The following is a 22,024-nucleotide window of genomic DNA, read 5'->3' on the forward strand; positions in this document are numbered from 1 at the left end:
CTACCGTACGCAGTCTGCCCGACTTTTTACATTCCGGGAAGGCTGCCTGTGGACAGCGGGTGGCGCAGGCCGCGCCGCCGGCTTATCGCGACTCGCCGCCGCAAGCGCAGCCAGTTGCCAGCTTGGACCTTTACGGTGGAGGGGTGAGACGAATGAGTGCAATCGAATTGGCCGCTGTTGCCAGCGCGGCTGTGCCCGGCCTTAACGTCACGGCATTTGCCCCGGAGCCGGACGACGCCGCCGATTTCAGCTCCGCCTTGCTGGTGGACTCGGAAAACCGGCGCTGGCGGGTGCGCTCCCCCAAGCACGTAGAGGCCAGTGCCCGGCTGGAGACAGAACGCCAGGTGCTGCGCGCCTTTGCCCCCGGCATCCGGGCCGAGCTGCCGTTCCTGCTGCCCACTGTGGCGGGGACTGTGCGCCAGGGCGAACTGATCACCTTTGTGTACTCGCACATTGCCGGGAAGGCCGAGTCCGTGGAGGAGATGGCCTCCGGCGGTGCCGCGCTGGCCATGGAAATCGGGGCCGCGATCGCCGCGATCCACGACCTGCCGCAGGAGCTGGTCACCAACGCCGACCTGCCCAGCTACACGGCCAATGAATTCCGCCAGCGCAAGCTCAATGAACTGGACCAGGCGGCCACCACGGGCAAGATCCCGCCGTCCCTGCTGCGCCGCTGGGAACATGCCATGGAAGACGTGGCCCTGTGGCGCTTCAATGCCTCGGTGGTCCACGGCGACCTGCACGAGGACAACATATTGCTCGAGGGCACGCAGGTCACGGCCGTCATGGGCTGGACCGACCTCCGCGTGGGCGATCCCGCCGACGACTTTGCGTGGCTGGTGGCCATTAACAACCCGGAGTTCGTGGACACCGTGGTGCAGGCCTATTCGGCGGCACGGCGCGAATCCCCTGACCCGCACCTGCTGCGCCGCGCCGCCCTGAGCGCCGAGTTTGCCCTGGCCCAGTGGCTGGTCAAGGGCTTTGCTGCCGATTCGGCCCGCATGGTGGCGGACGCCGAAGCCATGCTGGCAACCCTGGAGGCAGACATCAACGCCCACGGCGGCCAGCCCATCAGCACCGAGCCGTCGCCCGTGCCCGAGACTCCCGAGACGCCCGTGCCCGAGTCCGGATCCGGCGGGGAGGCGGTGCCCGGTTCCACTGCCGCCGCCTCCAGTGAAGCACCCACCGGGGCAATGCCCATTGTCGATGCCCCGGCGGCCGGTCCCGGCGATGCCCCGGAGGCCGGGCCTAGCGAGTCCGAACCGGACGACGACGGCGGCCCCTCCGCCGTCGAATCGGAAAGTGGCGCTGCCGAACCGGCAGGGGACGACGTCCACGCGGTGGACGAGGGAATGCCAGCCGCCAGTTCCCCCGAGGACGTCGACACGACTGCGCTGAAAGTCATTCCCCTCAAGCCGGCCTCCAACAACTAGCCCGCCGACTCAAGGGTCTGGGTCACTGTGTTTTCCACGAAATAGCTCAACTGCCGGACGAGTACGCGTTGGTGACGATCGCCTCCAATTCCGCCTGCCCTGCCAAGTCCACAGGCCGGATCAGCTTGTCCTGCCCGACGTAGTAAAAGGCGGCCCTGACCTGTTCCAGCGGCACGCCCTTCAAGCGCGACCAGGCAAGCCGGTAGACGGCCAGCTGCACCCCGCGCACCGCCAGCTGCGCCTTGGACGGCACCATGCCGGTCTTCCAGTCGATGAGGTCCCAGCCGCCGTCGTCATCACGGAAGACGGCGTCAATGCGCCCGCGGACCACGACGTCGGCCACCCGGGTTTCGATGGGGACCTCCAGTTCCGCCGGGGTCCGGCCGGCCCAGGCAGAGTTCCTGAATGTCTCCTGCATGTCCGCCAGGCCGTAGGCCTCGTCAACGTAGGAGTCGGCCCCCGGGAGCTCGTCCAGGTCCAGCTGGCCCGTGGTGCCAAAGTATTCCTCGATCCAGGCGTGGAACGCCGTGCCCTTGCGGGCCGCCATCCCAGGTTTGGCGGGCACGGGCCGGCGCATGGCCCGGGTAACCTTCTCGGCATCCTCCCCCAAGGCCACCAGGCGCGAAGCCGAAATGTGCGGAGGCAGTTCCACCCGCAGCTGGTCCGATTCGGCCCCCTCCTGCGCCAGCAGCACGGACGCCTCCCGCCCCCACCGGGGGTTGGCGGAAAGAAACGCGGCGCCCCCCGGCTCGGAGGGGAGGTGGTGATCTCCAACCTCAACGAGGGCGGCGCGGACGGCAGCGGCCGACGCCTCGACGTTCTCGCGCCGGCCCGGCCGGGCGGCAACCCCGGGACGGCCCTCAATGACGGGCCCGTTCAGCGGGTCGTACGGCCACTGGGCGGACTCCTCCCCCGCGGCCACCGGGTTCTCAGCGCCGTCCTCCGGATCCTCCTCCCAGTGGACCACCTGGGCGGTTTGGGCGGCGCCGGTGCTGAGCGGGAGCAATTCGGCGAGGAACAGTGAGGGTTCAAGCGGCGCCTTCCCGATCCCCCACACGGTGGCGCTGCACATCAAAAAGTCCCGCGCCCGCGTGAACGCCACATAGGCCAGCCGGCGTTCCTCCTCCTCCGCATGCAGCTTCACGTCATCGGCAAACAGCTTCTCGTTCTCCATGAGGGTCTTCACGTCCGGCACGTTCACGTCCCAGGCGGGGAGGTCGTCCCGGTCCCCGCGCAGCGGCCACGGCAGCGACTTGGCCCCCGTGGTCCACCTGTCGGCCTTGGCGCTGGGGAACGCACCGGTGTTCATGCCCGGCACAAAAACCACATCCCATTCCAGCCCCTTCGACGCGTGCACCGTCAGAAGTTGCACCGCATCCGGATTCGTCTCCACGGCTGCCAGCTCCAGCCCGCCCTCCTCCGACTCGGCCGTTTCCAGCCAGGCAAGGAACGCCGCCAAGTCCACCCGTTCGGCGGCCTGCATGAAGCTGGCCGCGGCGTCGGCAAAGGCGTCCAGGTTGCGCCGCGCATGGTGGATGCTGGAGCCGGGCTTCGAGGCCAGTTCAATGTCCAGCAGCATGGTCCGCTCCACCACTCCCAGCAGGTTGCTGAGGTCGTCGCCCACAAAGGTGCGCAGGACGCGCAGCTCGTCGCGCAGCGCCAGCAGGCGGGTGCGCGCCGTGTCCGTCAGCGGCCGGGCGGACTCCGGCCAAAAGTCCGGGCTGAGGTAGTCCAGCGCCTCCACCAGGGATGCGGCATCGACGACGTCGGAGGTCACCACCCGCTCCTCCGCAGGCCCGGTGCCGTCCCCGGCAACGGCTTCGCGGTCCATGTCCGCACCACCAACCCCCTCCGCCTGGAGCGCCTCAGCATCAAACGCCACGCCGGCCTTTGCCGCCCACTCCCGCCGCCGGGCCAGGTACCGGGACCAGTCGGCAAAGGCCATGAGGTCCGCCGGGCCAATCCGCCACCGCGCCCCGGTCAGCAGCCGCATCAGGGCGTCGGAGCGGCCGGGGTCGGCAATGACGCGCAGGGTGGCCACCAGGTCCACAATTTCAGGGGTGGACATCAGCCCGCCCAGGCCCACAATCTCGTAGGGGATGCCATGGGCGTCAAACACCGACTGGAAGGTGCCGAACTGGGCCCGGCGGCGGCACAGCACGGCCACGGTCATGGCACCCTGGGCTCCGCGGCGGGAGGTGAAGTCACCCTTCCGCGAAAGCACCTCCGCGGCAATGGCCTCAGCCTCAGCCAGTGCCGTGTCAAAGCGGGCCAGCACCACCTCACCGTCGGGTGCCTGGGGCTTTTCCCGCAGGGGCGAGACCACCACCTGCGGGCCGGCTGCGGCACGCTCCCCCGCCGTCAGCCCGGCCGCGAGCCGGGCATTGGCCTTGCGCACCTGGGCCGCGGCCAGCTCGGCGGACATGACATTGGCGGCGGCCAGGATGTGCGCGGAGTTGCGCCACGCAATGGTGAGCTCGGCTGTCGGCGCCCAGCCGCCGTCGTGCCTGCGGAAAATCTCCGGGAACCGGAACAGCTGGCCGGCGGAGGCGCCGCGGAAGCCGTAGATGGACTGGTGGGGGTCGCCCACTGCCGTGACGGGGTGGCCGCCGCCAAAGAGCTTGGCAAAGAGCTGCAGCTGGGCGTGGGAGGTGTCCTGGAATTCGTCCAGCAGCACCACCTTGAATCGCTGGCGCTCGGTTTCCCCGGCGTGCGGCACTTCGGCGGCAATCCGCGCGGCAAGGGCCACCAGGTCCCCGTAGTCCAGGGCGTTGCGACGGCGCTTGGCCTCCGCATAGCGCTGCACCAGGTCCACCACGGTGGCGCGGGTGCGCAGGATGTCCAGCAGCCTGTTGGCGGCAAGGGTGCGGGGCTTTGCCGTCCCGTCAATGTAGGGCAGGTCCTCAAATTCAGCCACCCGGGCGTCCAGTTCCGCGCGCACGTCCGCGGGATCCTGCAGGTGCTCGGCGCATTCGCCGGCCAGGTCCATGACGGACTGGATGAGCGTGGACTTGGCGGCCGTGAAGTGGGTGTGGCCGCCGTCGTGGGCCTCGACCACGTCGCTGGCCAGCTGCCAGGCTTCGGCGGCACCGAGCACCACGGCGTCCCGTTCAATGCCCAGGCGCAGCCCGTAGTCGGTGACAATGCCGCTGGCGTAGGAGTGGTAGGTGGACACCTTTGGCTCCAGGGCGTCCAGGGCGGCCGCGGCCGGGGCAAGCTCGACGGCGCCGGAGCGGGCCAGGGTGCCGAGCTTGGCCAGCTGCCCGCGGATGCGCGAGGCAAGCTCGCCGGCGGCCTTGCGGGTGAAGGTTACGCCGAGGATTTCCTCCGGGCGCACCAGCCCGTTGGCCACCAGCCACACCACCCGGTCCGCCATGGTGGTGGTCTTGCCGGAGCCGGCCCCGGCGATGACCAGCAGCGGCTCCAGGGGCGAGCAGATGATGGCGGCCTGCTCCGCGGTGGGCGGGAACTGGCCCAGGAGCCCGGCGAGTTCTGCGGGGCTGAGCAGGCGGTCCAGGACGGCGGTGGGTTCGGGGGCCGCTTGGCTCATTCGGTGACCTGCTTTCCTTCGTGGCACAGCGGGCAGATGGACGGCAGGGGGCAGCCGCTGCGTTCGGTCCAGTCCGCCCCGTGGCGGGCCGGGAACGTGGCCCGGGCCATGAGCAGGGCCGCCTCCAGGACCTTGGGTGTGGCCCAGTCATCCGGGCCGGCGGCCAGGGCGGCCTGGTCCTGGGTCTTGACGGATTTCGTGCCGTCGCCCAAGGGCAGCAGGGCGGCGCCACCTGCATGCGTGGACACAATGCCGGCCGATGCGGCGACGTCGGCAAACGCCCCTGCCAGCACGGCCGCCTGGTAGCTGCCCAGCTGCGGGTGGTGCTCAATTTCCGCCCCGGTGGGTTTTGTTTTGCCTGTTTTCAGGTCAATGACCACCAGGTTTCCGTCCGCATCCGCTTCCAGCCGGTCCACCTGTCCGCGGAGCCGCGCCACCCTCTCCCCGCCGGGAATGTCCACCGAGAAGTCCACCTCCACGCCCATGAGCCTCCGGCCCTGCTGGCGGGCATCAACCACGTATTGGGCCAGCTTGCGCAGCATTTCCTGCGCGCGCCCATAGTCGGCGTCGGCCTCCCAGGAGTCCCCCATGCCCAGGGACGGCCAGCGCTTTTCCAGCTCCGCCAAGTACTCATGCCCGGCACCTTCGGGAATGTGCTCGGCGATGGAGTGGATCAGCGTGCCCAGGCTCCGGGCGAAGTCGGTGGTGGCCTCGCCGCCGGCCGCCTTCACAAACCAGTTCAGCGGGGATTTCAGCACGGCTTCCACCTTGGACGGGGAGACGGTGACGGGTTCGCCGTCGGCCACAATGGGGGCCTGGGAGCTCAGCGGCAGCAGCCCCCACCAGTCCGACGGCGAGGCCCCGGGAACGTTCTCGGAGGCCAGCATGGCCAGGATCCGGGCGGATTCGGGCTCGGCATGCATTTCCGATTCCTGGCGCAGCTCCGCCACGAGCGAGCGCAGCGTCATGGGCCGCGGCACCTGTTCCACGGGGCGGACCGGGTACTGGGATTCGCCGCCGGAGTCCGTCACGGGCAGGTACGGGGCCGCAAGGTCCAGGAACTGCGACGGCTGGAGGTCGTGCCCCGTGGCCGCCGTGAGGATCAGCTGGCGCCCGGCACGGGAGATGGCGGCGGCGAAGCTGCGCAGCTCGTCATAGCGGATTTCTCGCAGCCGCGCGGCAGGGTCGACCTGCGCGGCCACGGCGGGGCCGCGCTCCAGTACGTCCACGAGGAACTGGCTGCCCAGCATTTCCCCGCGCAGCCGGGTGTTCGGCCACACGCCTTCCTGGAGCCCGGCCACAATCACCACCGGCCATTCGCGGCCGGCGGCACTGGCAGGGGTCAGGATTTCCACGGCGTCGCTCCGCTGGGCGCGGGCAGCCAGCGTGTCCATGGGCAGTTCCTGGTTGAGGAGGTAGTCCAGGAACTGCTGCGGGCTGGAGCCTGGCAGCTGGTCCACGTAGCGCTCCGCCGTCTGGAACAGGGCCATGACGGCGTCCAGGTCCCGGTCCGCCCGGATGCCCGTGGGCCCCCCGCGCAGCGCCTGCGATTCCCACGTCCCCGAACAGTCCGAGGCATCCCAGAGCGCCCACAGCACGGTTTCAGCATTCGCGCCGGGCTCCGCCACCGCATTCCGGCCCGCTGCGAGCATGGCGGCGATCCGGCCCGCGTTCTGGGCCTCCCAGCCGAGCGGGGCCAGCTTTTCCGGGTTGCCAAGCGCCTCAACCAGCAGTTCGTCGCTGGCCCGGCCGCCGCCGGAATGCAGCTCCTGCTGGCGCAGCGACTGGCGCAGGCGGCGCAGGTGCAGCGCCGTGGAGCGGCCCAGGCGCGAGGTCAGCAGCGACACGGCCAGCTCCGCATCCAGCACGGAGGGGTCCAGCGCCACGCGGAAGGCCTCCAGCAGGGGACGCACGGCGGGCTCGTCGCGGACGGGGTTTTCGGCCACCGGCACCTTGACGGGAATGCCCAGCCCGCTGAGATAGCGCTGCAGTTCCGCGAGCGCCGAGCCGGTGCGGACAATCACGGCGATCTCGCTGAGGCTGTGCCCGGCCAGGTGCTGCAGGTGCAGGATGCGTTCAGCCACCAGCCGCAGTTCGTGGACTTCGGAGGCCACCAGGTGGGCAGTGACGCACGACGGCGGCGGGCCGGCCGCGGTGCCTTCGCCCGGCTCCGGGGCGGGGCGGGGTTCCGGGGCGGGGCCGGGTTCCGGGGCAGATGCTGTCCAGGCCAGCACGCGCGCCCGGTGCCCGCCGCGGCTTTGTGAGATGCGGTCCACGACTCCCGTCCAGGCCTTGGCCAGTTCCGGGGTCAGCCGGTGCGAGGTGGACAGGGTGAATTCGGCCACCGGCACCCCGTCCCCGGCCAGGGACTCCCGCAGCGTGCCGACGAGGTCCGGGCGGGCGCCGCGGAAGCCCTGGACCACGGTGTCCGGCGAGGCGGTGACCAGGATTTCCTTGCCGCCGCCCACCAGTGCCAGGAGCTCGTGGACGGAGCGGTTGGCTTCCTGGATGTCGTCCACCAGCACCAGTTGCAGGCGGGCACGCTCGGCCTCGAGGAATTCGGCGTCGTTGCGCAGCAGCGTGGCGGCGGCCGTGATGATCCCGGCGGGGTCGAAGGAGCCCGATTTTCCCCAGTCCACCACGTCCCGGTACTCCTGGTAGAGGGACGCTGCGGCCACCCAGTCCGGGCGTGCGTTTTCCCGGCCCAGCTCCGCCAGCTGGTCCGGGGTCACGTCATACTCGATGACGCGGTCAAAGAGCTGGCGCACCTCCTGGCGGAAGCCGCGCGTGTCGAGGGCGCCCGCGAGGTCCGGGGGCCACCCTGGCAGCCTGCCCAGGCCCATCCTGTGGCCGGCCAGCAGGTCCTTGATGATAAGGTCCTGCTCCGGCCCGCTCATGAGCCGCGGCGGGCCGTCGACGTACGGCATCCGCCCCTCCACCTTGGCCCGGCGCAGCAGGTCAAAGGCATAGGAGGACCAGGTGCGGGCCGGCGAGGTGCTCAGGCTGCGCGTGAGCCGGGCGCTAAAGGCATTGCGGAGCCTGGCAGCTGCCAGCCGCGACGGGGCCAGCAGGAGGGCACCTGCCGGATCAACGCCGTCGTGCTCCATGCGCTTGACGGCGGCCTCCACCAGCACCGTGGACTTGCCGGTGCCGGGCGCACCCCAGATGAGGACGGGGCCGGAGCCGGGCGCCAGGCCGATGACGGCCTGCTGGTCGGGGCTGGGGGCGGGCGCGGGAAGCTGGGACCCCGTGGGCGCCACGAGGGTCAGGCGGGGCAGGGCGTGCGGGGCGCCCTGGGTGTGTAGCGTGCTCATGCCTGCAGTCCATCACGGGGCACCGACATTTTTGCCGCAGGCCCCGCTTCAGGCGCCGCGGCAGGCCCGACGGCGGCATGGAGCCGGGCGGCGATGGCGTCGATGGCGTCAAATTCCGGCTCGTTCGGGTTCCAGCGGGCCAGTGCCATGTCCACGCGCCAGGACGGGTGCTCCCCGCCCGTTTCCCCACGCAGTGCCGTTGCCTCCTCGCGGTAGTGGACCAGGGCCGTGGCGTCGTGGCACACGGGAGGCAGCCCGGCGGCCCGGATGACCCGCCACCAGGGCACCGCCGAACCGTGGTGGGACATGACCGAACCGACCTGCCGCGGCCCGCCGCTTTCCAGCAGTGCCGCAATGTCCCCGTAGGAAAGGACCTGCCCGGCCGGGATCAGCTCCACGACGTCCAGGACCGCTTCAACATACTCAGCACGCATGGTTCCAGCGTAGTTGTCCACAGCGGGGCCCGCGTCACGGCCCCGGCGGCAATTGTGTCGGCCCCAGCAGGTAGCGTAAGGGCATGACTAGTTGGAGCATGCACCCCCGGGCCGCGTTTGACTTGGAAACCACGGGCAAGGACCCCCGTGAGGCCAGGATTGTCACGGCGTCCATTGTCATGGTGGACGACTCCGGGGCCGTCGCGGAGACGTATGAATGGCTGGCCGACCCGGGAATGGACATCCCGGAGGAGGCCTCCGCCATCCACGGCATCACCACGGAGCACGCGCGCGAACACGGCCAGTCGGGGGATGTGGTCACGGCTGAAGTGGGTGCGGTCCTGGACACCCTGTTCAAGAACAACATCCCCGTCATCGCCTTCAACGCCAGCTATGACTTCACGGTGCTTGCCCAGGAGGCCCGCCGCCACGGGCTCGCCCAGATTGCTGCGGCACCCGTCATTGACCCCTTCATCTGCAACAAGCACGTGGACAGGTTCCGCAAGGGCAGCCGCACGCTGGTGGCCCTCTGCGAGGAATACGGCATCACGCTCGACGACGCCCACACCTCCGCCGCCGACGCCGAAGCCACGCTCCGGCTGGCCGACGCCCTCGCCGCGAAATACAGCGCCCTGCGGCTTGATGCCGCCGAGCTGCACACGGCCCAGGTGGGCTGGGCGCGCGAGCAGGCTGCCGACTTCCAGCAATATTTACGCCGTGTGAAGGACCCTGCAGCCGTCATCGAGGGCGATTGGCCCGTGCTGCCCTAGTAAGATGCGGACCGCGGCACCGCCATGAGCTAAATCACACAGGCAATTCACAGCCTCCACTGCCCCGCACCCACGCCGCTCCTGCGGCGTTCGGACCGCTTTGCCCGGACCTCGGTCCACTCTGCGCCCGCATCATCCCCCACAGCTTCGGCAAATCGCACTTTTATGACGCACTTGTTCGCCCCCGCCATCCTGGGCGTCCGGATGACATAATTTAGTTTCGTGGGTTGAGATCTGCTATGAAGCTTCACCGGATTCACCGTGCACTCCCCACACCTGTGAAACCCTCCCGCGCATCTACGGGTCGGGCACGTCTATGAAAGTGATTGCTTGATGAAGAATTCAGCCCTGAAGTGGCTCACCACCGTGCCGGTCGCCGTCGCACTGGCGTTTTCCCTGGCGGCCTGCGGCGGCGCCGCAACCACCGGCAGCTCGGCCAAGTCCACCGACGCCCTGGCCGGCGCCGACCAGCAGCACACCAGCAAGTACACCACCGAGTCGGTCACGGCGCTGGACAAGATTGACACCAGCAAGCTGGGGCTGATCACCCCCGGCACCCTGAAGGTTGGCACGCTCTCCGACGCCCCGCCGAACATCTTCATCGACAAGGACGGCAAGTTCACCGGCTACGACAACGAGCTGCTGCGCGCCATGGCCGGCAAGCTGGGGCTCAAGATTGAGTTTGCCTCCACCAAGTTCCAGGCACTGCTGAGCCAGGTCAAGAACAAGCAGTTCGACGTCGGCTCCTCCTCGATCTCCACCACGGACGCCCGGCGCCAGACTGTTGCCTTCACCAACGGCTACGATTTCGGCTACATGGCGCTGGTGACCAAGGATGACGCCAAGGTCCAGACCTTCGCCGGGCTGAAGGCCGGGATGCGCATTGGCGTGGTTTCGGGCAGCGTGCAGGAAGACTACGTCAAGAACACCCTGGGCATCGACCCGGTTGCGTTCCCTGATTACAACACCGTGTTTGCCAGCCTGAAGAGCGGCCAGGTTGACGCCTGGGTGGCCCCGTCCCAGCAGGCCACGGGCCAGGTCAAGCCGGGCGACGGCACCAAGATCGTGGAAAAGAAGCTCAACACCCAGAACTTCACCGCGTACGCCGTGGCCACCGACAACAAGCCGCTGATGGACGCACTGAACTCGGCCCTGGACGCCGTCATTGCCGACGGCACGTGGACCAAGCTGACCTCACAGTGGTACACGGACCGCACCACCGCCGCCCAGCAGACCCCCGAAGGCTGGAAGCCGGGCAGCAAGTCCGTCAAGATCCCGGCCAAGTAGAGACCGGCCAGAAAGAAGTAGCGGGTCCACATGGATTACTTGAACCGACTCGGCGAGACGTTCCTTGACTGGAAACAGATCGCCGAGGTCCTGCCCAGCCTGTTTGCCGTAGGCCTGCCCAACACGGTGGTCCTGGCCTTGGCCTCCGGTGCCATTGGCACCGTCCTGGGGCTGATCCTGGCACTCATGGGCATCTCCCGTAATCTCGTGGCCCGGTGGGCCGCCCGGGCGTACACGGATGTGTTCCGTGGACTCCCGGCGGTCCTGACCATCCTGGTGATCGGCCTGGGCTTTGGCCCGATTTTCCGTGAACTGACGGGAAGCAACAGCCCCTACCCCATGGGCGTGGCCGCCCTGTCGCTCATGGCGGCGGCCTACATTGGCGAGATTTTCCGCTCCGGCATCCAGAGCGTGGACAAGGGCCAGCTGGAGGCCGCCCGGGCGCTGGGCTTCGGCTACGGCGCCTCCATGCGCTCCATCGTGGTCCCGCAGGGCATCCGGCGGGTTCTGCCGGCCCTCATGAACCAGTTCATTTCCCTCATCAAGGACTCCTCCCTGGTGTTCACCCTGGGCCTCCTCTCCTCCGAACGGGAGCTTTTTCAGATCGGCCAGGATGCGGCGGCCCGCAGCGGCAACCTCTCCCCCTACGTTGCGGCGGCCATCTTTTACCTGGCGCTGACCATCCCGCTGACCCACCTGGTCAACTACATCGACAACCGCCTGCGCACGGGCAACAAGCCGAAGGAACCTGACACGGCGGCCGCCGTCGTCGGGAAGGGAGCATCTGCATGAGCAAGTTTGACCCCGGGTCCCTGACCGCCAAGGGCGTCCACCTGTCCTTCGGTTCCAACCACGTGCTGCGGGGCATTGACCTGCATGTGCCCCAGGGGACCACCGCGTCCGTGATCGGCCCGTCCGGTTCGGGCAAGTCCACCCTGCTGCGCGTCATGAACCGGCTGATCGAACCCGATGCCGGCGACATCCTTTTGGACGGCAAGTCGGTGCTGCAGGACAGCCCGGACGAACTCCGCCGGCGCATCGGCATGGTGTTCCAGCAGTTCAACCTGTTCCCCCACAAGACCGTGGTGGAAAACGTGGCGTTCGCGCTCCGCCGGCTCCGCAAGCTCCCCAAGGACCAGGCCCGCGCCAAGGCCCTGGAGCAGCTGGACATGGTGGGGCTGAAGCACAAGGCGGACGTGCGCCCGGGCAACCTCTCCGGCGGGCAGCAGCAGCGCGTGGCCATTGCGCGCGCCCTGGCCATGGAGCCGGAGGTCATGTTCTTTGACGAGGCCACCTCCGCCCTGGACCCGGAACTGGTCAAGGGCGTCCTGGCGCTCATGACGGACCTCTCCAAGGGCGGCATGACCATGGTGGTGGTGACGCACGAAATGGGCTTCTCCCGCAACGTCTCCGACACCGTCACGTTCATGGACGGCGGCGTGGTGGTGGAAACCGGCCCGCCCGATCAGCTCTTCACCGAGCCGAGGACCGACCGGCTCAAGGGCTTCCTCTCCGACGTCCTCTAATTCCCGCCCGGGCTTCCGTCGACATTGGAGATAACCACCTCCGCCGACGTTGGGGTTGGGTGGTTATCTCCAATGTCGACGGGCCCTATCCAATGTCGACGGGCCCGATGCGGAGTAGAATTTCCGGCTATAGATTCCTTCTAGCCAAGCCGAGTGCGCCATGCACCACCAGCCCAGGCACGCCCCCTTCAAGACCATGGCGCTCGTTGCGGCCCTGCTCGCCGCAACCCCGCTCCTGGGTGCGGCGCCTGCCCAAGCCGGCCTGGCCGGCGTCGTGCCGTTGTCTGCCAGCACGGCGGCGCTGACTCCAGCCCAGCACCTTGCCCAGATGACGATGGGCCAGCGCGTGGGCCAGCTTTTCATGGTGGCAGCCAATGCCACCGGGGCCAGCCAGGCCACCATGAACGTGCTCAGCTGGGACCATGTGGGCAACGTCTACCTGGCCGGGCGCAGCTATGCCGGGATCAGTGCGACGGCGGCAGTGGTGCACCGGATGACGGGCACCGTGTCTGCGGCCACCACGGACAATGAGTACATGCTGGTGGCCACCGACCAGGAGGGCGGCTACGTCCAGGTCCTCAATGGCCCCGGCTTCTCCAGAATTCCGACGGCGCTGTCCCAGGGCACGCTCTTCGCGTCCACGCTGGCGGCGGATGCCAGAAACTGGGGAAACCAACTGCGGTGGGCAGGCGTCAAGGTTGACCTCGCCCCTGTTTTAGACACGGTCACCCAGGCCTTTGCGCCCTACAACGCGCCAATCGGATACTTCCAGCGCGAATACGGGTACACGCCGCAGGCCGTCTCCGCCAAGGGCAATGCCTTCCTGGCCGGGATCAGGGCCGGGTACGTCATGCCAACGGCCAAGCACTTCCCGGGGCTGGGGCGTGTCACGGGCAATACGGACGTGACAGGCAACGTCCACGACACCCAGACCACCATCAACGATCCCGACCTGCTGCCGTTCAGGACCGCCATTGCCGGGGGCGTGCGCTACATCATGGTCTCCAGCGCCTACTACGACAGGATCGATGCCCGGCCCGGCAAGATCGCGCCGTTCTCCACCATTGTCATGCGCACCATGCTCCGCTCGCAGCTCGGCTTTACGGGAGTCATTGTTTCCGACGACCTGTGCAACGCCGCGCAACTGTCCCCGTGGAGCTGGGGCGTGCGGGCCAACAACTTCTTCAACGCCGGCGGCACCATGCTCCTGTGCGCCAACCCCAACGCCATCCCCTACATGTACGGCGCGGTCCTGGCGCTGGCCCGCGCCAACCCCGCCTTTGCCGCCGAGATCAATGCCGCGGCGCTGAAAGTGCTCACGGTGAAGGCGGGCGGCTAGGCTGGCAGCGTGAATGATTCGCCGCGGGTAGTGGCCGTGCACCGGGACAGGGAACACCGTTTTGGCAAGCCGCTGGCTGCCGCCATAGAGCTTCTGGAAGGGCTTGGCGTGGCAGGGGATGCCCACTGCGGCAGGACCGTCCAGCACCGGTCCCGGGTGCGTGCTGACCCGGCCCAGCCGAACCTGCGCCAGGTCCACCTCATGCACGGGGAACTTTTCGACTGGCTGGCAGGCAGGGGCTTCACGGTGGATCCGGGCGCCCTGGGGGAGAACATCACCACCTCCGGGCTTGACGTGCTGACCCTGCCGCGCGGCACTCTGCTGCACATCGGGGGCCGCGCCGTGGTTGAAGTGACAGGACTGCGAAACCCCTGTTCCCAGATTGAGGACTTCCAGCCGGGCCTCCTGAAGGAGCTGGTCGGGAGGAACGACGACGGCGGCATCGTGCGGCGGGCGGGAATCATGGGCGTGGTGCTCCAGGGCGGGCCCGTCCGCGCAGGTGACTGCATCGCCGTCGAGCTTCCCGAAGAGCCTTGGCAGGCGCTGGACCGCGTTTAGGCCGATCCCGGGCCCACGTTGTTGGCAATCGTCACCACTGCGGACAGTTCTCCCCGGCCCGGATACCGAAAATTATGCCGTCGCGGCAGCCGCAGCCTTCGCCGCTGCCGGCAGGGACGCAAAAATGCGGTTCATGGCGGCATCGTCGTGCGCGGCGGAAAGGAACCAGGCCTCGAACACGCTCGGCGGCAGGTAAATCCCGGAATCCAGCATGGAGTGGAAGAAAGGCGCGTAGCGGAACGCGTCCTGGGCCTGGGCGTCGGCGTAGTTGTGCACGCCGTTCGCAGAAGTGCCAAACGCGACTGAGAACAAGTTCCCGGCGCGCTGGATGGAGTGGTCCACGCCCTCCGCCGCCAGGGCACCGGACACGGCGGCGGACAGTTCCAGCGAGCGGGCGTCCACGGTCTCATAGACGGATGAGGTGGCCGCCCGAAGCGTGGCCACGCCGGCTGCCATGGCCACGGGGTTCCCGGACAGGGTGCCGGCCTGGTAGACGGGGCCCAGGGGCGCCAGATAGTCCATGACGTCGGCGCGGCCGCCCAGGGCCGCCGTCGGAAGTCCGCCGCCAATGACCTTGCCGAAGGTGAACAGGTCCGGCGTCCAGCCCTCGGAGGAACCCGTCAGTCCCCAGTATCCGGCCGGGCCCACACGGAATCCGGTCAGGACCTCGTCCAGGATCAGCAGCGCCCCGTGCTCCGTGGTGATGCGGGACAGCCCGGCATTGAAGCCCTCGGCAGGGGTCACAACGCCCATGTTGGCGGGCGCGGCCTCGGTGATGACGGCGGCGATCCGGTCACCGTGCGCGGCGAAGGCGGCCTCGACGGCGGCGAGGTCGTTGTACGGCAACACCAGCGTTTCCGCAGCCGTCGCGGCGGTGACGCCGGCGGAACCGGGCAGGGCGAGGGTGGCCAGGCCGGAGCCGGCTGCGGCCAGCAGCGAATCGAGGTGGCCGTGGTAGCAGCCGGCGAACTTGATGATGAGCTCCCGGCCCGTGAAGCCGCGGGCCAGGCGAACGGCGGTCATGGTGGCCTCCGTGCCGGTGGAGACCATGCGCAGGTGCCCCACGCCGGGCACGCGGTCCTTGACCAGCGCGGCCAGTTCGCTCTCGGCAGGGGTGGAGGCGCCAAAGCTCAGGCCGTGGTCCACGGCGGCGTGAACGGCGGCCAGCACGTCAGGGTGCGAGTGCCCCAGCAGCGCCGGCCCCCACGAGCAGACCAGGTCCACATATTCGCGGCCGTCGGCGTCGGTGATGTACGGGCCCCTGGCATCAACCATGAATCGGGGGGTGCCGCCCACGGAGCCGAAGGCGCGCACGGGCGAGTTCACCCCGCCGGGCATGAGGGTCTTGGCGCGGTCGAAGAGTTCCTGCGAACTGGTCATGAAAAGGTCCTTGGCGTAAAAGTGGGGAATCGGATGGGTCAGTTGTTGCGGAGCCAGCCGGCCAGCTCGGCCGCCCAGTATGTCAGGATCATGGTGGCGCCGGCCCGCTTGATGCTCAGCACCGATTCCTCAATGGCGGCGCGGCGGTTGATCCAGCCGTTCGCGGCGGCGGCCTCAATCATGGCGTATTCGCCCGAAATTTGGTAGGCGGCGACGGGCACGGGGCTCATGGCGGCCACGTCGGCGAGGATGTCCAGGTAGCTCATGGCGGGCTTCACCATGACAATGTCGGCGCCTTCGGCCAGGTCAAGCTCCACCTCGTGCAGGGCCTCGCGGCGGTTGCCCGGGTCCATCTGGTAGGTCCGCCGGTCGCCCTGCAGCTGGGAATCCACGGCTTCGCGGAACGGGCCGTAAAACGCGGAGGCGTACTTCGCCGCGTACGCCAGCACGGACACCGAGGTGAATCCGGCGGCATCAAGCGCATCGCGGATCACGCCCACCTGCCCGTCCATCATGCCCGACGGCGCCACCACGTGCGCGCCAGCCGCAGCCTGTGCCACGGCCATCTTGGCGTAGATCTCCAGGGTGGCGTCATTGTCCACCGAGCCGTCGGGGGCCAGCACGCCGCAGTGGCCGTGGTCGGTGAATTCGTCCAGGCACAGGTCGCTCATGACCACCAGGGCGTCCCCCACAGCGGCACGGACATCCCGAATGGCCCTGTTCAGCACTCCGTCCGGGTCCAGCGAGGCGGTCCCGGCGGCGTCGCGGACGGCCGGAATGCCGAAGAGCATAATGCCGCCCAGCCCCAGCTCCACGGCCTCCCGGGCTGCGGCGAGCAACGATTCGGTGGTGTGCTGCACCACGCCCGGCATGGAGGAAATGGCGCGCGGTTCGCTCAGGTCCTCGCGGATGAACACGGGCAGGATCAAATCGGCCGGGGCCAGCTGGTATTCGGAGACCAGCCGGCGCATGGCCGCGGTGGTGCGCAGCCGGCGCGGGCGGTGCTGGGGGAAGCTCATTTCATCTCTCCTGTGGTGCTGGGGGTGGATTGCTGCACGGCCGCAGCCAGGGCGGCCACGATTCCTGCGGGCGTGGGGTGTTCGGCCGTGGCGGCAATGCGCAGGCCCAGCCTCTCGGCCTCGGCCCGCGTGGGCTGCCCGATCGCCACAACCAGGCAGGATTCCGGCAGCGGCGACAGGGTTGCTGCAACCCTGCGCGCAGCGCTTCCCGAGGCAAGCACGACGGCGTTGACCGCCCCCGCGCGCACCTCCCCTGCCGCTTCGGCCGGGGTGAGCAGGGGGTAGCTGCCGGAACCGGGTTCCGGGCGGGAATGCGCCAGCGCGGCCGTCAGCCGAAACGCCGGGTCTGCCGGGTAGTCAACGGTCCGGTACGCCGTGACTGTTTCCGGCGTCCAGCCCTTCGCTGCGAGGCCGTCAGCGAGCGTCGGCTCGGCCAGGTTGGACTGTGGCAGCAGCACCCGGGCGTTGCCGCCCCGGTCCGGGCCGCCGTCGTCCGCAGGAAAGCCGGGCCACAGGGCCACCAGCCCGGCAGCGGACTGCACGTCCACGGGCGCCAGTTCGGCGTGGATGCCCTCGGCGGCCAACACGGCAACGGACGTGGGCCCGATGGTCGCCACCCGCGTACCGGGGGGAACCAGCTCCGCCAGCACCGTCCCTTCAGCCTCACACCACTGTTTCAGGGCGCGCACCGTGGTGATGGAGCTGATGACCAGCCAGGCGTACTCGCCGGCCCGAAGGCGGTTCAGCGAGGCGCCGAGGAGGTGGTTATCTCCAACCTCAAAGTCAATGAGGGGCACCAGCACGGGCTCGGCACCGGCGGCTGCCAGGGCATCGGCCAGGGCACCGGCCCGGTCCCGGCTGCGCGTCACGGCCACGCGGAGCCCCGCGAGCTCCCCCGTCATTTCCCGGAGCCGGACAAATCTGCCAGGTCCGCGGCGCCGCCGGCGAGGAGTTCCTCGGCGAGGTCGATGCCCAGGAGGGTGGCGCCCACGGTGGTGAGGCCGTCGGTGGCTTTTTTCAGGCGCAGGGACCGGGTGCCGTCGAGCGAGCAGACCACCGATTCCAAGTACAGCATGGAGCCCTTCCGCCACGCGAGCGCCCCCACGGGGGCACTGCAGCCGGCCTCCAGGCGTGCCAGGAGGGCGCGCTCGGCGGTGACAGCCAGGCGGGTGTCGTGGTCATCGACGGCAGCCAGCGCCTGGCCGAGGACGCCCGTCAAGTCCGTGTCGGCCGTGCGGCACTCCAGGGCCAGGGCGCCCTGGCCGGGTGCGGGCAGCATGACGTCGGGTTCGAGGTACTCTGTCACGGCGTCCAGCCGGCCTATGCGGGACAGTCCCGCGGCGGCAAGCACCACGGCGTCGAGGTCGCCCGTCTTCCCCGGCACCACCTCAGCCGTTGCGTTGCCGGGCAGGCCGTGAACGCGTCCCAGCCGGGTGTCCACGTTGCCGCGGATGTCCACAATGTTCAGGTCCGGCCGGGCGGCGAGCAGCTGCGCGGCGCGTCGCGGGGAGCCCGTGCCGACGGACGCACCCGCGGGCAGCTCCGCCAGCGAGACGCCGCCGCGCGAGCACAGGGCATCGCGCGAATCGGCGCGCACCGGGATGGCGGCCAGCGCCAGGCCCGGCATGGCAGCGGTGGGCAGGTCCTTGAGGGAATGCACGGCAACGTCCACGCCGCCATCCAGCACGGCGGCGCGGAGGGCGGCGGCAAAAACGCCGGTTCCGCCCATCTGGGACAGCGGGCCGGTCAGGACGTCGCCGTCGGTCCTGACCGGGACAATCTCCGCCTCAAAGCCGCCCACAGCCTTGAGCTGTTCGGTTATTTGCCCTGTCTGGCTGAGGGCCAGCTTGCTCCCGCGGGTTCCAATTTTCACAGTAGCCATTGTCTCAGACATGCGTGGCGGAGCCGCCCCGGGCCAGCGCACCCTCGGATAGTGCAGCCACTCCGGGTGCCAGGCCCACGGTGCTGCCGTGTTCGGCGATGGCGGGCTTCTCACCGCGGAAGTTGCGGGAGTCCCCGGCCGGGGCAATGTCGTACCAGGGGCCCAGGTCCGTCATGGCGGGGCGGTCGGCGATGTGGTTCGCCACGGTACGTTCGCAGACCAGGTCCACCAGGCCGGAGACAAACAGCGGGTGCGTGCCGGGGGTCGGTGCGCGGTCAAAGGCCAGGCCCAGTTCAGCGCACGTTTCCGCGGCCTCCGTGTCCAGGTCCCAGACAACTTCCATGTGGTCGCTGACAAAGCCCAGCGGCACCACCACGATGCCCTTGGTGCCGGCAGCCGCCAGGTCCGCGATTGCGTCGTTGATGTCCGGTTCCAGCCACGGCACGTGCGGGGCGCCGGAGCGGGACTGGTACACCAGGGACCAGTCGGCGCCCTCAACGGCAGCAGGCTCGACGGCGGCCATCACGGTCCGTGCCACGGCCAGGTGCTGGGCCACGTAGGCGGAACCGCCCTCAAAGGTGCGCGGTTCGTCGTCGGAGCGGCCGGCGGCCTCGGCGTCCCGGGTGGGGATGGAGTGGGTGGAGAACAGCACGTGGACCGGCGCCTCGGGCGTGCCGGCGGCGGCCAGTTCGGCACGGACCTTCGCCAGCGAGACGGCGGTGCCCTCAAGGAACGGCCTGACGAAGCCGGGGTGGTCAAAGTACTGGCGCACCTTGTCAACTGCCAGCTTGCCGTCCAGGCCGGTGGAGGCCAGCGCCATGCCGATGTCCTCGCGGTACTGCCGGTCGGAGGAATAGCAGGAGTAGGCGCTGGTGGTGACCATCAGGAGGCGGCGGTGTCCGGCGTCGTATGCTTCCTGCAGCACAGCGGGAATGTATGGGTCCCAGTTGCGGTTGCCCCACAGCACCGGCAGCTTGATGGAGCGGGCGGCCAGCTCGGCTTCCAGGGCAGCCTTCAGGGCGCGGTTCTGGGCGTTGATGGGGCTGATGCCGCCGTTGGCGCGGTAGTGGTGGCTGACCTCTTCGAGGCGCTCGTCCGGGATGCCGCGCCCGCGCGTGACGTTGCGCAGGAACGGGATTACGTCATCCTGGCCCTCGGGCCCGCCAAAGGAGGCCAGCAGGATCGCGTCGTACTCGGCGGGGGCCGCACGCAGCAGCGCCGCGTCCAGCCCGGCGTGGGGGGCTGCGGTCATCGGAGGACCTCTGCAACCTCGGCTGCGCTGATCCGGCGCCCGGTGTAGAAGGGGATCTCGTCGCGCACGTGCAGGCGGGCGTCGGTGCTGCGCAGGTGGCGCATCATGTCCACCAGGTCGGTCAGCTCGTCGGATTCCAGGCCCAGCAGCCACTCCCAGTCCCCCAGCGCAAACGCGGCCACCGTGTTGGAGAGGACTTGCGGGAAGTCGCGGCCCAGGACGCCGTGGTCGCGGAGCATCCGGCTGCGGTCCTCGGCGGGCAGGATGTACCAGTCATAGGAACGCACGAACGGGTACACGCACACCCAGCCCTTGGGCTCCTTGGTGCCCATGTACGCGGGGGCGTGGCTCTTGGCGAACTCGGCTTCACGGTGCACGCCCATGGCGGACCAGGCGATTTCGGTGGCGGAGAACAGTTCCGTGCGGCGGATGTCGCGCACGGCCTTTTGCAGGGCTTCGGGCTGGGCGCCCACCAGCCACACCATGATGTCGGCGTCGCTGCGCATGGCGGAGACATCGTAGGCTCCGCGCAGGGTGATGTTCCGGGCCGCGAAAGTGGAGGCCAGCTCCTCGAAGGCCGCTGCGGCGCCTTCGCCGCCGGTGTAGGTGCCGGTGCGCTTGAACACGGTCCACAAGGTGTACGGCGTGGCCTGCGCAGCGTCGGGCTCGGAAGTTTTGGTGACAGATTCGGCAGAAGTGTGGCTCATGGGTTCCAGTGTGCACCCTGGGGGACGCAAACAGGAAACCCAGCTTCTCTACATGACGTAGAAAGTGGCGAACGTCACTCCGTGGCGGCGTCCACCAGGGCCCGGACCTGCCGGCGCGTGCCGGCCACCACGGCGGCCAGCCCGTTCCCGGACATCCAGCCGCCCGCCAGCACCAGCCCTGGCTGCTGCTGCGCCAGCGCATGGATCTGCGCCACCCGGCCCTGATGCCCGACGGCGGCAAACGGCAGTGCGCCCCTCCAGCGGACAATGTCGGAGCCCAGGACGTCGGCGTCGGTGATGGGCACGCCCAGCAAGGTGCTGGCGTCTGCGAGCGCCGTGGCGGTCAGCGCCGCACCGTCCACGGGCCGCGCGGTCAGGCGGACGGCATCGGCCGCCGCCACCCCGGACCGCCCGTAGGAGAGCCGCAGCACGTGGGTGCCGGGCCCGGTGGAATCGGCCAGCCAGTCCCATTTGGCCGTTGCGTGGGTCAGCGCCTTGGCGGAGATGCCCTCCACCTGCGGCGCCACGAGGATGCCCGTGCCGCGGGGCTTGGAGTCCAGCTCCGGCACGTCCACCACCAGCGTGACCAGGCGGATGTCCGGCCCCGGGGCGGGGGCAAAGGGCAGCAGTTCCGGCACCTCGGCGGCGAGCAGCTTGACGGCCGTGGGGCCGTCGGTGGCCACCACCAGCACGTCCACGGACTCTGAGCCGCTGTCCCGGCCCGCCTCCCAGTCCACGGTCCAGGGGACGGGGGCGCCGGCGTCGTGCCTGGACTTGGCAGGCCGGCTGATGCGTGTCACGGCGTGGCCGGAATGCAGCGCTACACCGTTGGCCCGGAGCCTTTCCACCAGGGCGGCCACCAGGGTGTGCATGCCGCCGTCGAGCCCGCCCACGGCGGAGCCGGGCTTGGAACCGGAGGCCCGCAGGGCTGCGACGGCGGCTGCCAGTGAGCCGTGCTCGCGGATGCCGGCGCGCAGGCCCGGCGCCACCATGTCCACGTCCAGGACTTCCGGATCGGCGGAGTGCACGCCGCCCACCACGGGCGCCACCAGGCGTTCCAGCACGCGACGGCCCATGCGGGCCCGGACCAGCTCCGCCACGCTCAAGACGGCCTCGGTGGTGCCCACGCTGGCGGACATTTTGGCGTCAAGGGTGGCCCGCAGGATCCCGGAGGCGCCCAGGGCCGCCCGCACCTCGGGTGCATGCAGGTCCGACGGGATGCCCAGGATGCCGGTGCGGGGCAGAGGCACCGGGCCGTCCGGCAGCCACACCCAGGCGCCGGCGGGGTCCGGGGTGACGATCTTCCCGGCCAGCCCCAGCTCTTCGGCCAGCTCGGCCACGGCTGTGCTGCGCGTGGCGAACGATTCAGCCCCGCTGTCCAGCTCCACCCCGGCCACCTCGTGGACCCCCACGCACCCGCCCCAGGAGGCTGCGGCGTCGTATACGCCCACCTGCCAGCCGGCCGCCTGCAGGTCCAGGGCCGCCAGGAGTCCTGAGATCCCCCCGCCCACCACGGCAGCTCGGCGGGGCGCGGTGCTATGCAGCGCCGGGGTGTGCTGGTGTTCGGGCATGG

At 69.5% G+C, this 22,024-nt stretch carries 17 protein-coding genes; 7 read left to right on the plus strand and 10 right to left on the minus strand.

What is annotated here, in order from left to right; translation table 11 throughout:
- Window positions 1-152: 152 nt before the first annotated feature.
- A complete protein-coding gene (locus G6N77_RS09745) occupies window positions 153-1,433 on the plus strand; it encodes a phosphotransferase (RefSeq protein WP_165181948.1) in 1,281 nt (426 codons plus the stop codon).
- Between the two features lie 46 nt (window positions 1,434-1,479).
- Here the strand turns inward: G6N77_RS09745 and G6N77_RS09750 are convergent, their stop codons facing one another.
- The 3 genes from G6N77_RS09750 to G6N77_RS09760 are packed head-to-tail and all read right to left on the minus strand — an operon-like array spanning window position 1,480 to window position 8,731.
- Window positions 1,480-4,983: an ATP-dependent helicase gene (locus G6N77_RS09750; RefSeq protein ID WP_165181950.1), complete on the minus strand. Its 3,504-nt coding sequence runs from the start codon at window positions 4,981-4,983 to the stop codon at window positions 1,480-1,482.
- Window positions 4,980-8,297 carry an ATP-dependent helicase gene (locus G6N77_RS09755; protein ID WP_165181952.1) on the minus strand — a complete coding sequence of 1,106 codons (3,318 nt, stop codon included), beginning with the start codon at window positions 8,295-8,297 and terminating at the stop codon, window positions 4,980-4,982. The genes G6N77_RS09750 and G6N77_RS09755 overlap by 4 nt, the downstream gene beginning before the upstream one ends.
- Window positions 8,294-8,731, minus strand: a complete 438-nt coding sequence (locus tag G6N77_RS09760; protein WP_165181954.1) for an MGMT family protein — start codon at window positions 8,729-8,731, stop codon at window positions 8,294-8,296. The genes G6N77_RS09755 and G6N77_RS09760 overlap by 4 nt, the downstream gene beginning before the upstream one ends.
- 83 nt (window positions 8,732-8,814) lie before the next feature.
- On the opposite strand from G6N77_RS09760, the gene G6N77_RS09765 reads away from it, so the two are divergent.
- From G6N77_RS09765 to G6N77_RS09790, 6 genes are all read left to right on the plus strand, one after another.
- On the plus strand, window positions 8,815-9,501 hold the full coding sequence (locus G6N77_RS09765) for a 3'-5' exonuclease (RefSeq protein ID WP_165181956.1): 687 nt from the start codon (window positions 8,815-8,817) through the stop codon (window positions 9,499-9,501).
- A gap of 333 nt (window positions 9,502-9,834) precedes the next feature.
- Window positions 9,835-10,788, plus strand: a complete 954-nt coding sequence (locus G6N77_RS09770; protein WP_165182007.1) for an ABC transporter substrate-binding protein — start codon at window positions 9,835-9,837, stop codon at window positions 10,786-10,788.
- A gap of 30 nt (window positions 10,789-10,818) precedes the next feature.
- Window positions 10,819-11,580: an amino acid ABC transporter permease gene (locus G6N77_RS09775; RefSeq protein WP_165181958.1), complete on the plus strand. Its 762-nt coding sequence runs from the start codon at window positions 10,819-10,821 to the stop codon at window positions 11,578-11,580.
- Entirely contained in the window at window positions 11,577-12,314 is a 738-nt protein-coding gene (locus tag G6N77_RS09780) for an amino acid ABC transporter ATP-binding protein (RefSeq protein ID WP_165181960.1), read from the plus strand. Before G6N77_RS09775 ends, G6N77_RS09780 begins: the two co-directional genes overlap by 4 nt.
- Before the next feature lie 160 nt (window positions 12,315-12,474).
- Window positions 12,475-13,653: a glycoside hydrolase family 3 N-terminal domain-containing protein gene (locus G6N77_RS09785; RefSeq protein ID WP_240901843.1), complete on the plus strand. Its 1,179-nt coding sequence runs from the start codon at window positions 12,475-12,477 to the stop codon at window positions 13,651-13,653.
- Window positions 13,654-13,662: 9 nt separating this feature from the next.
- Window positions 13,663-14,211: an MOSC domain-containing protein gene (locus tag G6N77_RS09790; RefSeq protein WP_165181962.1), complete on the plus strand. Its 549-nt coding sequence runs from the start codon at window positions 13,663-13,665 to the stop codon at window positions 14,209-14,211.
- A 72-nt stretch (window positions 14,212-14,283) separates the two neighbouring features.
- Here G6N77_RS09790 and hemL read toward each other — a convergent pair whose 3' ends face one another.
- From hemL to G6N77_RS09825, 7 genes are all read right to left on the minus strand, one after another.
- Window positions 14,284-15,591, minus strand: coding sequence for a glutamate-1-semialdehyde 2,1-aminomutase (gene hemL / locus G6N77_RS09795; protein WP_165181964.1), 1,308 nt, complete (start codon window positions 15,589-15,591; stop codon window positions 14,284-14,286).
- A 38-nt stretch (window positions 15,592-15,629) separates the two neighbouring features.
- On the minus strand, window positions 15,630-16,610 hold the full coding sequence (gene hemB / locus G6N77_RS09800; protein ID WP_165181966.1) for a porphobilinogen synthase: 981 nt from the start codon (window positions 16,608-16,610) through the stop codon (window positions 15,630-15,632).
- The gene (locus G6N77_RS09805) at window positions 16,607-17,512 is read right to left on the minus strand and encodes a uroporphyrinogen-III synthase (protein ID WP_165181968.1); all 906 of its coding nucleotides are present in this window, start codon (window positions 17,510-17,512) and stop codon (window positions 16,607-16,609) included. Before G6N77_RS09805 ends, hemB begins: the two co-directional genes overlap by 4 nt.
- The gene (gene hemC / locus G6N77_RS09810) at window positions 17,509-18,492 is read right to left on the minus strand and encodes a hydroxymethylbilane synthase (protein ID WP_165181970.1); all 984 of its coding nucleotides are present in this window, start codon (window positions 18,490-18,492) and stop codon (window positions 17,509-17,511) included. The genes G6N77_RS09805 and hemC overlap by 4 nt, the downstream gene beginning before the upstream one ends.
- Before the next feature lie 4 nt (window positions 18,493-18,496).
- The gene (locus G6N77_RS09815) at window positions 18,497-19,744 is read right to left on the minus strand and encodes a ferrochelatase (RefSeq protein WP_165181972.1); all 1,248 of its coding nucleotides are present in this window, start codon (window positions 19,742-19,744) and stop codon (window positions 18,497-18,499) included.
- Window positions 19,741-20,451 carry a hydrogen peroxide-dependent heme synthase gene (gene hemQ, locus G6N77_RS09820; protein WP_165181973.1) on the minus strand — a complete coding sequence of 237 codons (711 nt, stop codon included), beginning with the start codon at window positions 20,449-20,451 and terminating at the stop codon, window positions 19,741-19,743. Before hemQ ends, G6N77_RS09815 begins: the two co-directional genes overlap by 4 nt.
- A 74-nt stretch (window positions 20,452-20,525) precedes the next feature.
- Window positions 20,526-22,022: a protoporphyrinogen/coproporphyrinogen oxidase gene (locus G6N77_RS09825; protein ID WP_165181974.1), complete on the minus strand. Its 1,497-nt coding sequence runs from the start codon at window positions 22,020-22,022 to the stop codon at window positions 20,526-20,528.
- Window positions 22,023-22,024: the final 2 nt, after the last annotated feature.

Source organism: Arthrobacter silviterrae, from assembly GCF_011045165.1.
Taxonomy (GTDB): Bacteria; Actinomycetota; Actinomycetes; order Actinomycetales; family Micrococcaceae; genus Specibacter; species Specibacter silviterrae.

Excerpts from the sequence above, each read along its gene's own strand:
- G6N77_RS09775 (WP_165181958.1), top strand. The coding sequence starts at position 10,819 with ATGGATTACTTGAACCGACTCGGCGAGACGTTCCTTGACTGGAAACAG.
- G6N77_RS09745 (WP_165181948.1), top strand. The coding sequence starts at position 153 with ATGAGTGCAATCGAATTGGCCGCTGTTGCCAGCGCGGCTGTGCCCGGC.
- hemQ (WP_165181973.1), bottom strand. The coding sequence starts at position 20,451 with ATGAGCCACACTTCTGCCGAATCTGTCACCAAAACTTCCGAGCCCGAC.
- G6N77_RS09755 (WP_165181952.1), bottom strand. The coding sequence starts at position 8,297 with ATGAGCACGCTACACACCCAGGGCGCCCCGCACGCCCTGCCCCGCCTG.
- G6N77_RS09825 (WP_165181974.1), bottom strand. The coding sequence starts at position 22,022 with ATGCCCGAACACCAGCACACCCCGGCGCTGCATAGCACCGCGCCCCGC.
- G6N77_RS09805 (WP_165181968.1), bottom strand. The coding sequence starts at position 17,512 with ATGACGGGGGAGCTCGCGGGGCTCCGCGTGGCCGTGACGCGCAGCCGG.
- hemB (WP_165181966.1), bottom strand. The coding sequence starts at position 16,610 with ATGAGCTTCCCCCAGCACCGCCCGCGCCGGCTGCGCACCACCGCGGCC.
- G6N77_RS09780 (WP_165181960.1), top strand. The coding sequence starts at position 11,577 with ATGAGCAAGTTTGACCCCGGGTCCCTGACCGCCAAGGGCGTCCACCTG.
- hemL (WP_165181964.1), bottom strand. The coding sequence starts at position 15,591 with ATGACCAGTTCGCAGGAACTCTTCGACCGCGCCAAGACCCTCATGCCC.
- G6N77_RS09765 (WP_165181956.1), top strand. The coding sequence starts at position 8,815 with ATGACTAGTTGGAGCATGCACCCCCGGGCCGCGTTTGACTTGGAAACC.
- G6N77_RS09785 (WP_240901843.1), top strand. The coding sequence starts at position 12,475 with ATGCACCACCAGCCCAGGCACGCCCCCTTCAAGACCATGGCGCTCGTT.
- hemC (WP_165181970.1), bottom strand. The coding sequence starts at position 18,492 with ATGGCTACTGTGAAAATTGGAACCCGCGGGAGCAAGCTGGCCCTCAGC.
- G6N77_RS09815 (WP_165181972.1), bottom strand. The coding sequence starts at position 19,744 with ATGACCGCAGCCCCCCACGCCGGGCTGGACGCGGCGCTGCTGCGTGCG.
- G6N77_RS09760 (WP_165181954.1), bottom strand. The coding sequence starts at position 8,731 with ATGCGTGCTGAGTATGTTGAAGCGGTCCTGGACGTCGTGGAGCTGATC.
- G6N77_RS09770 (WP_165182007.1), top strand. The coding sequence starts at position 9,835 with ATGAAGAATTCAGCCCTGAAGTGGCTCACCACCGTGCCGGTCGCCGTC.
- G6N77_RS09750 (WP_165181950.1), bottom strand. The coding sequence starts at position 4,983 with ATGAGCCAAGCGGCCCCCGAACCCACCGCCGTCCTGGACCGCCTGCTC.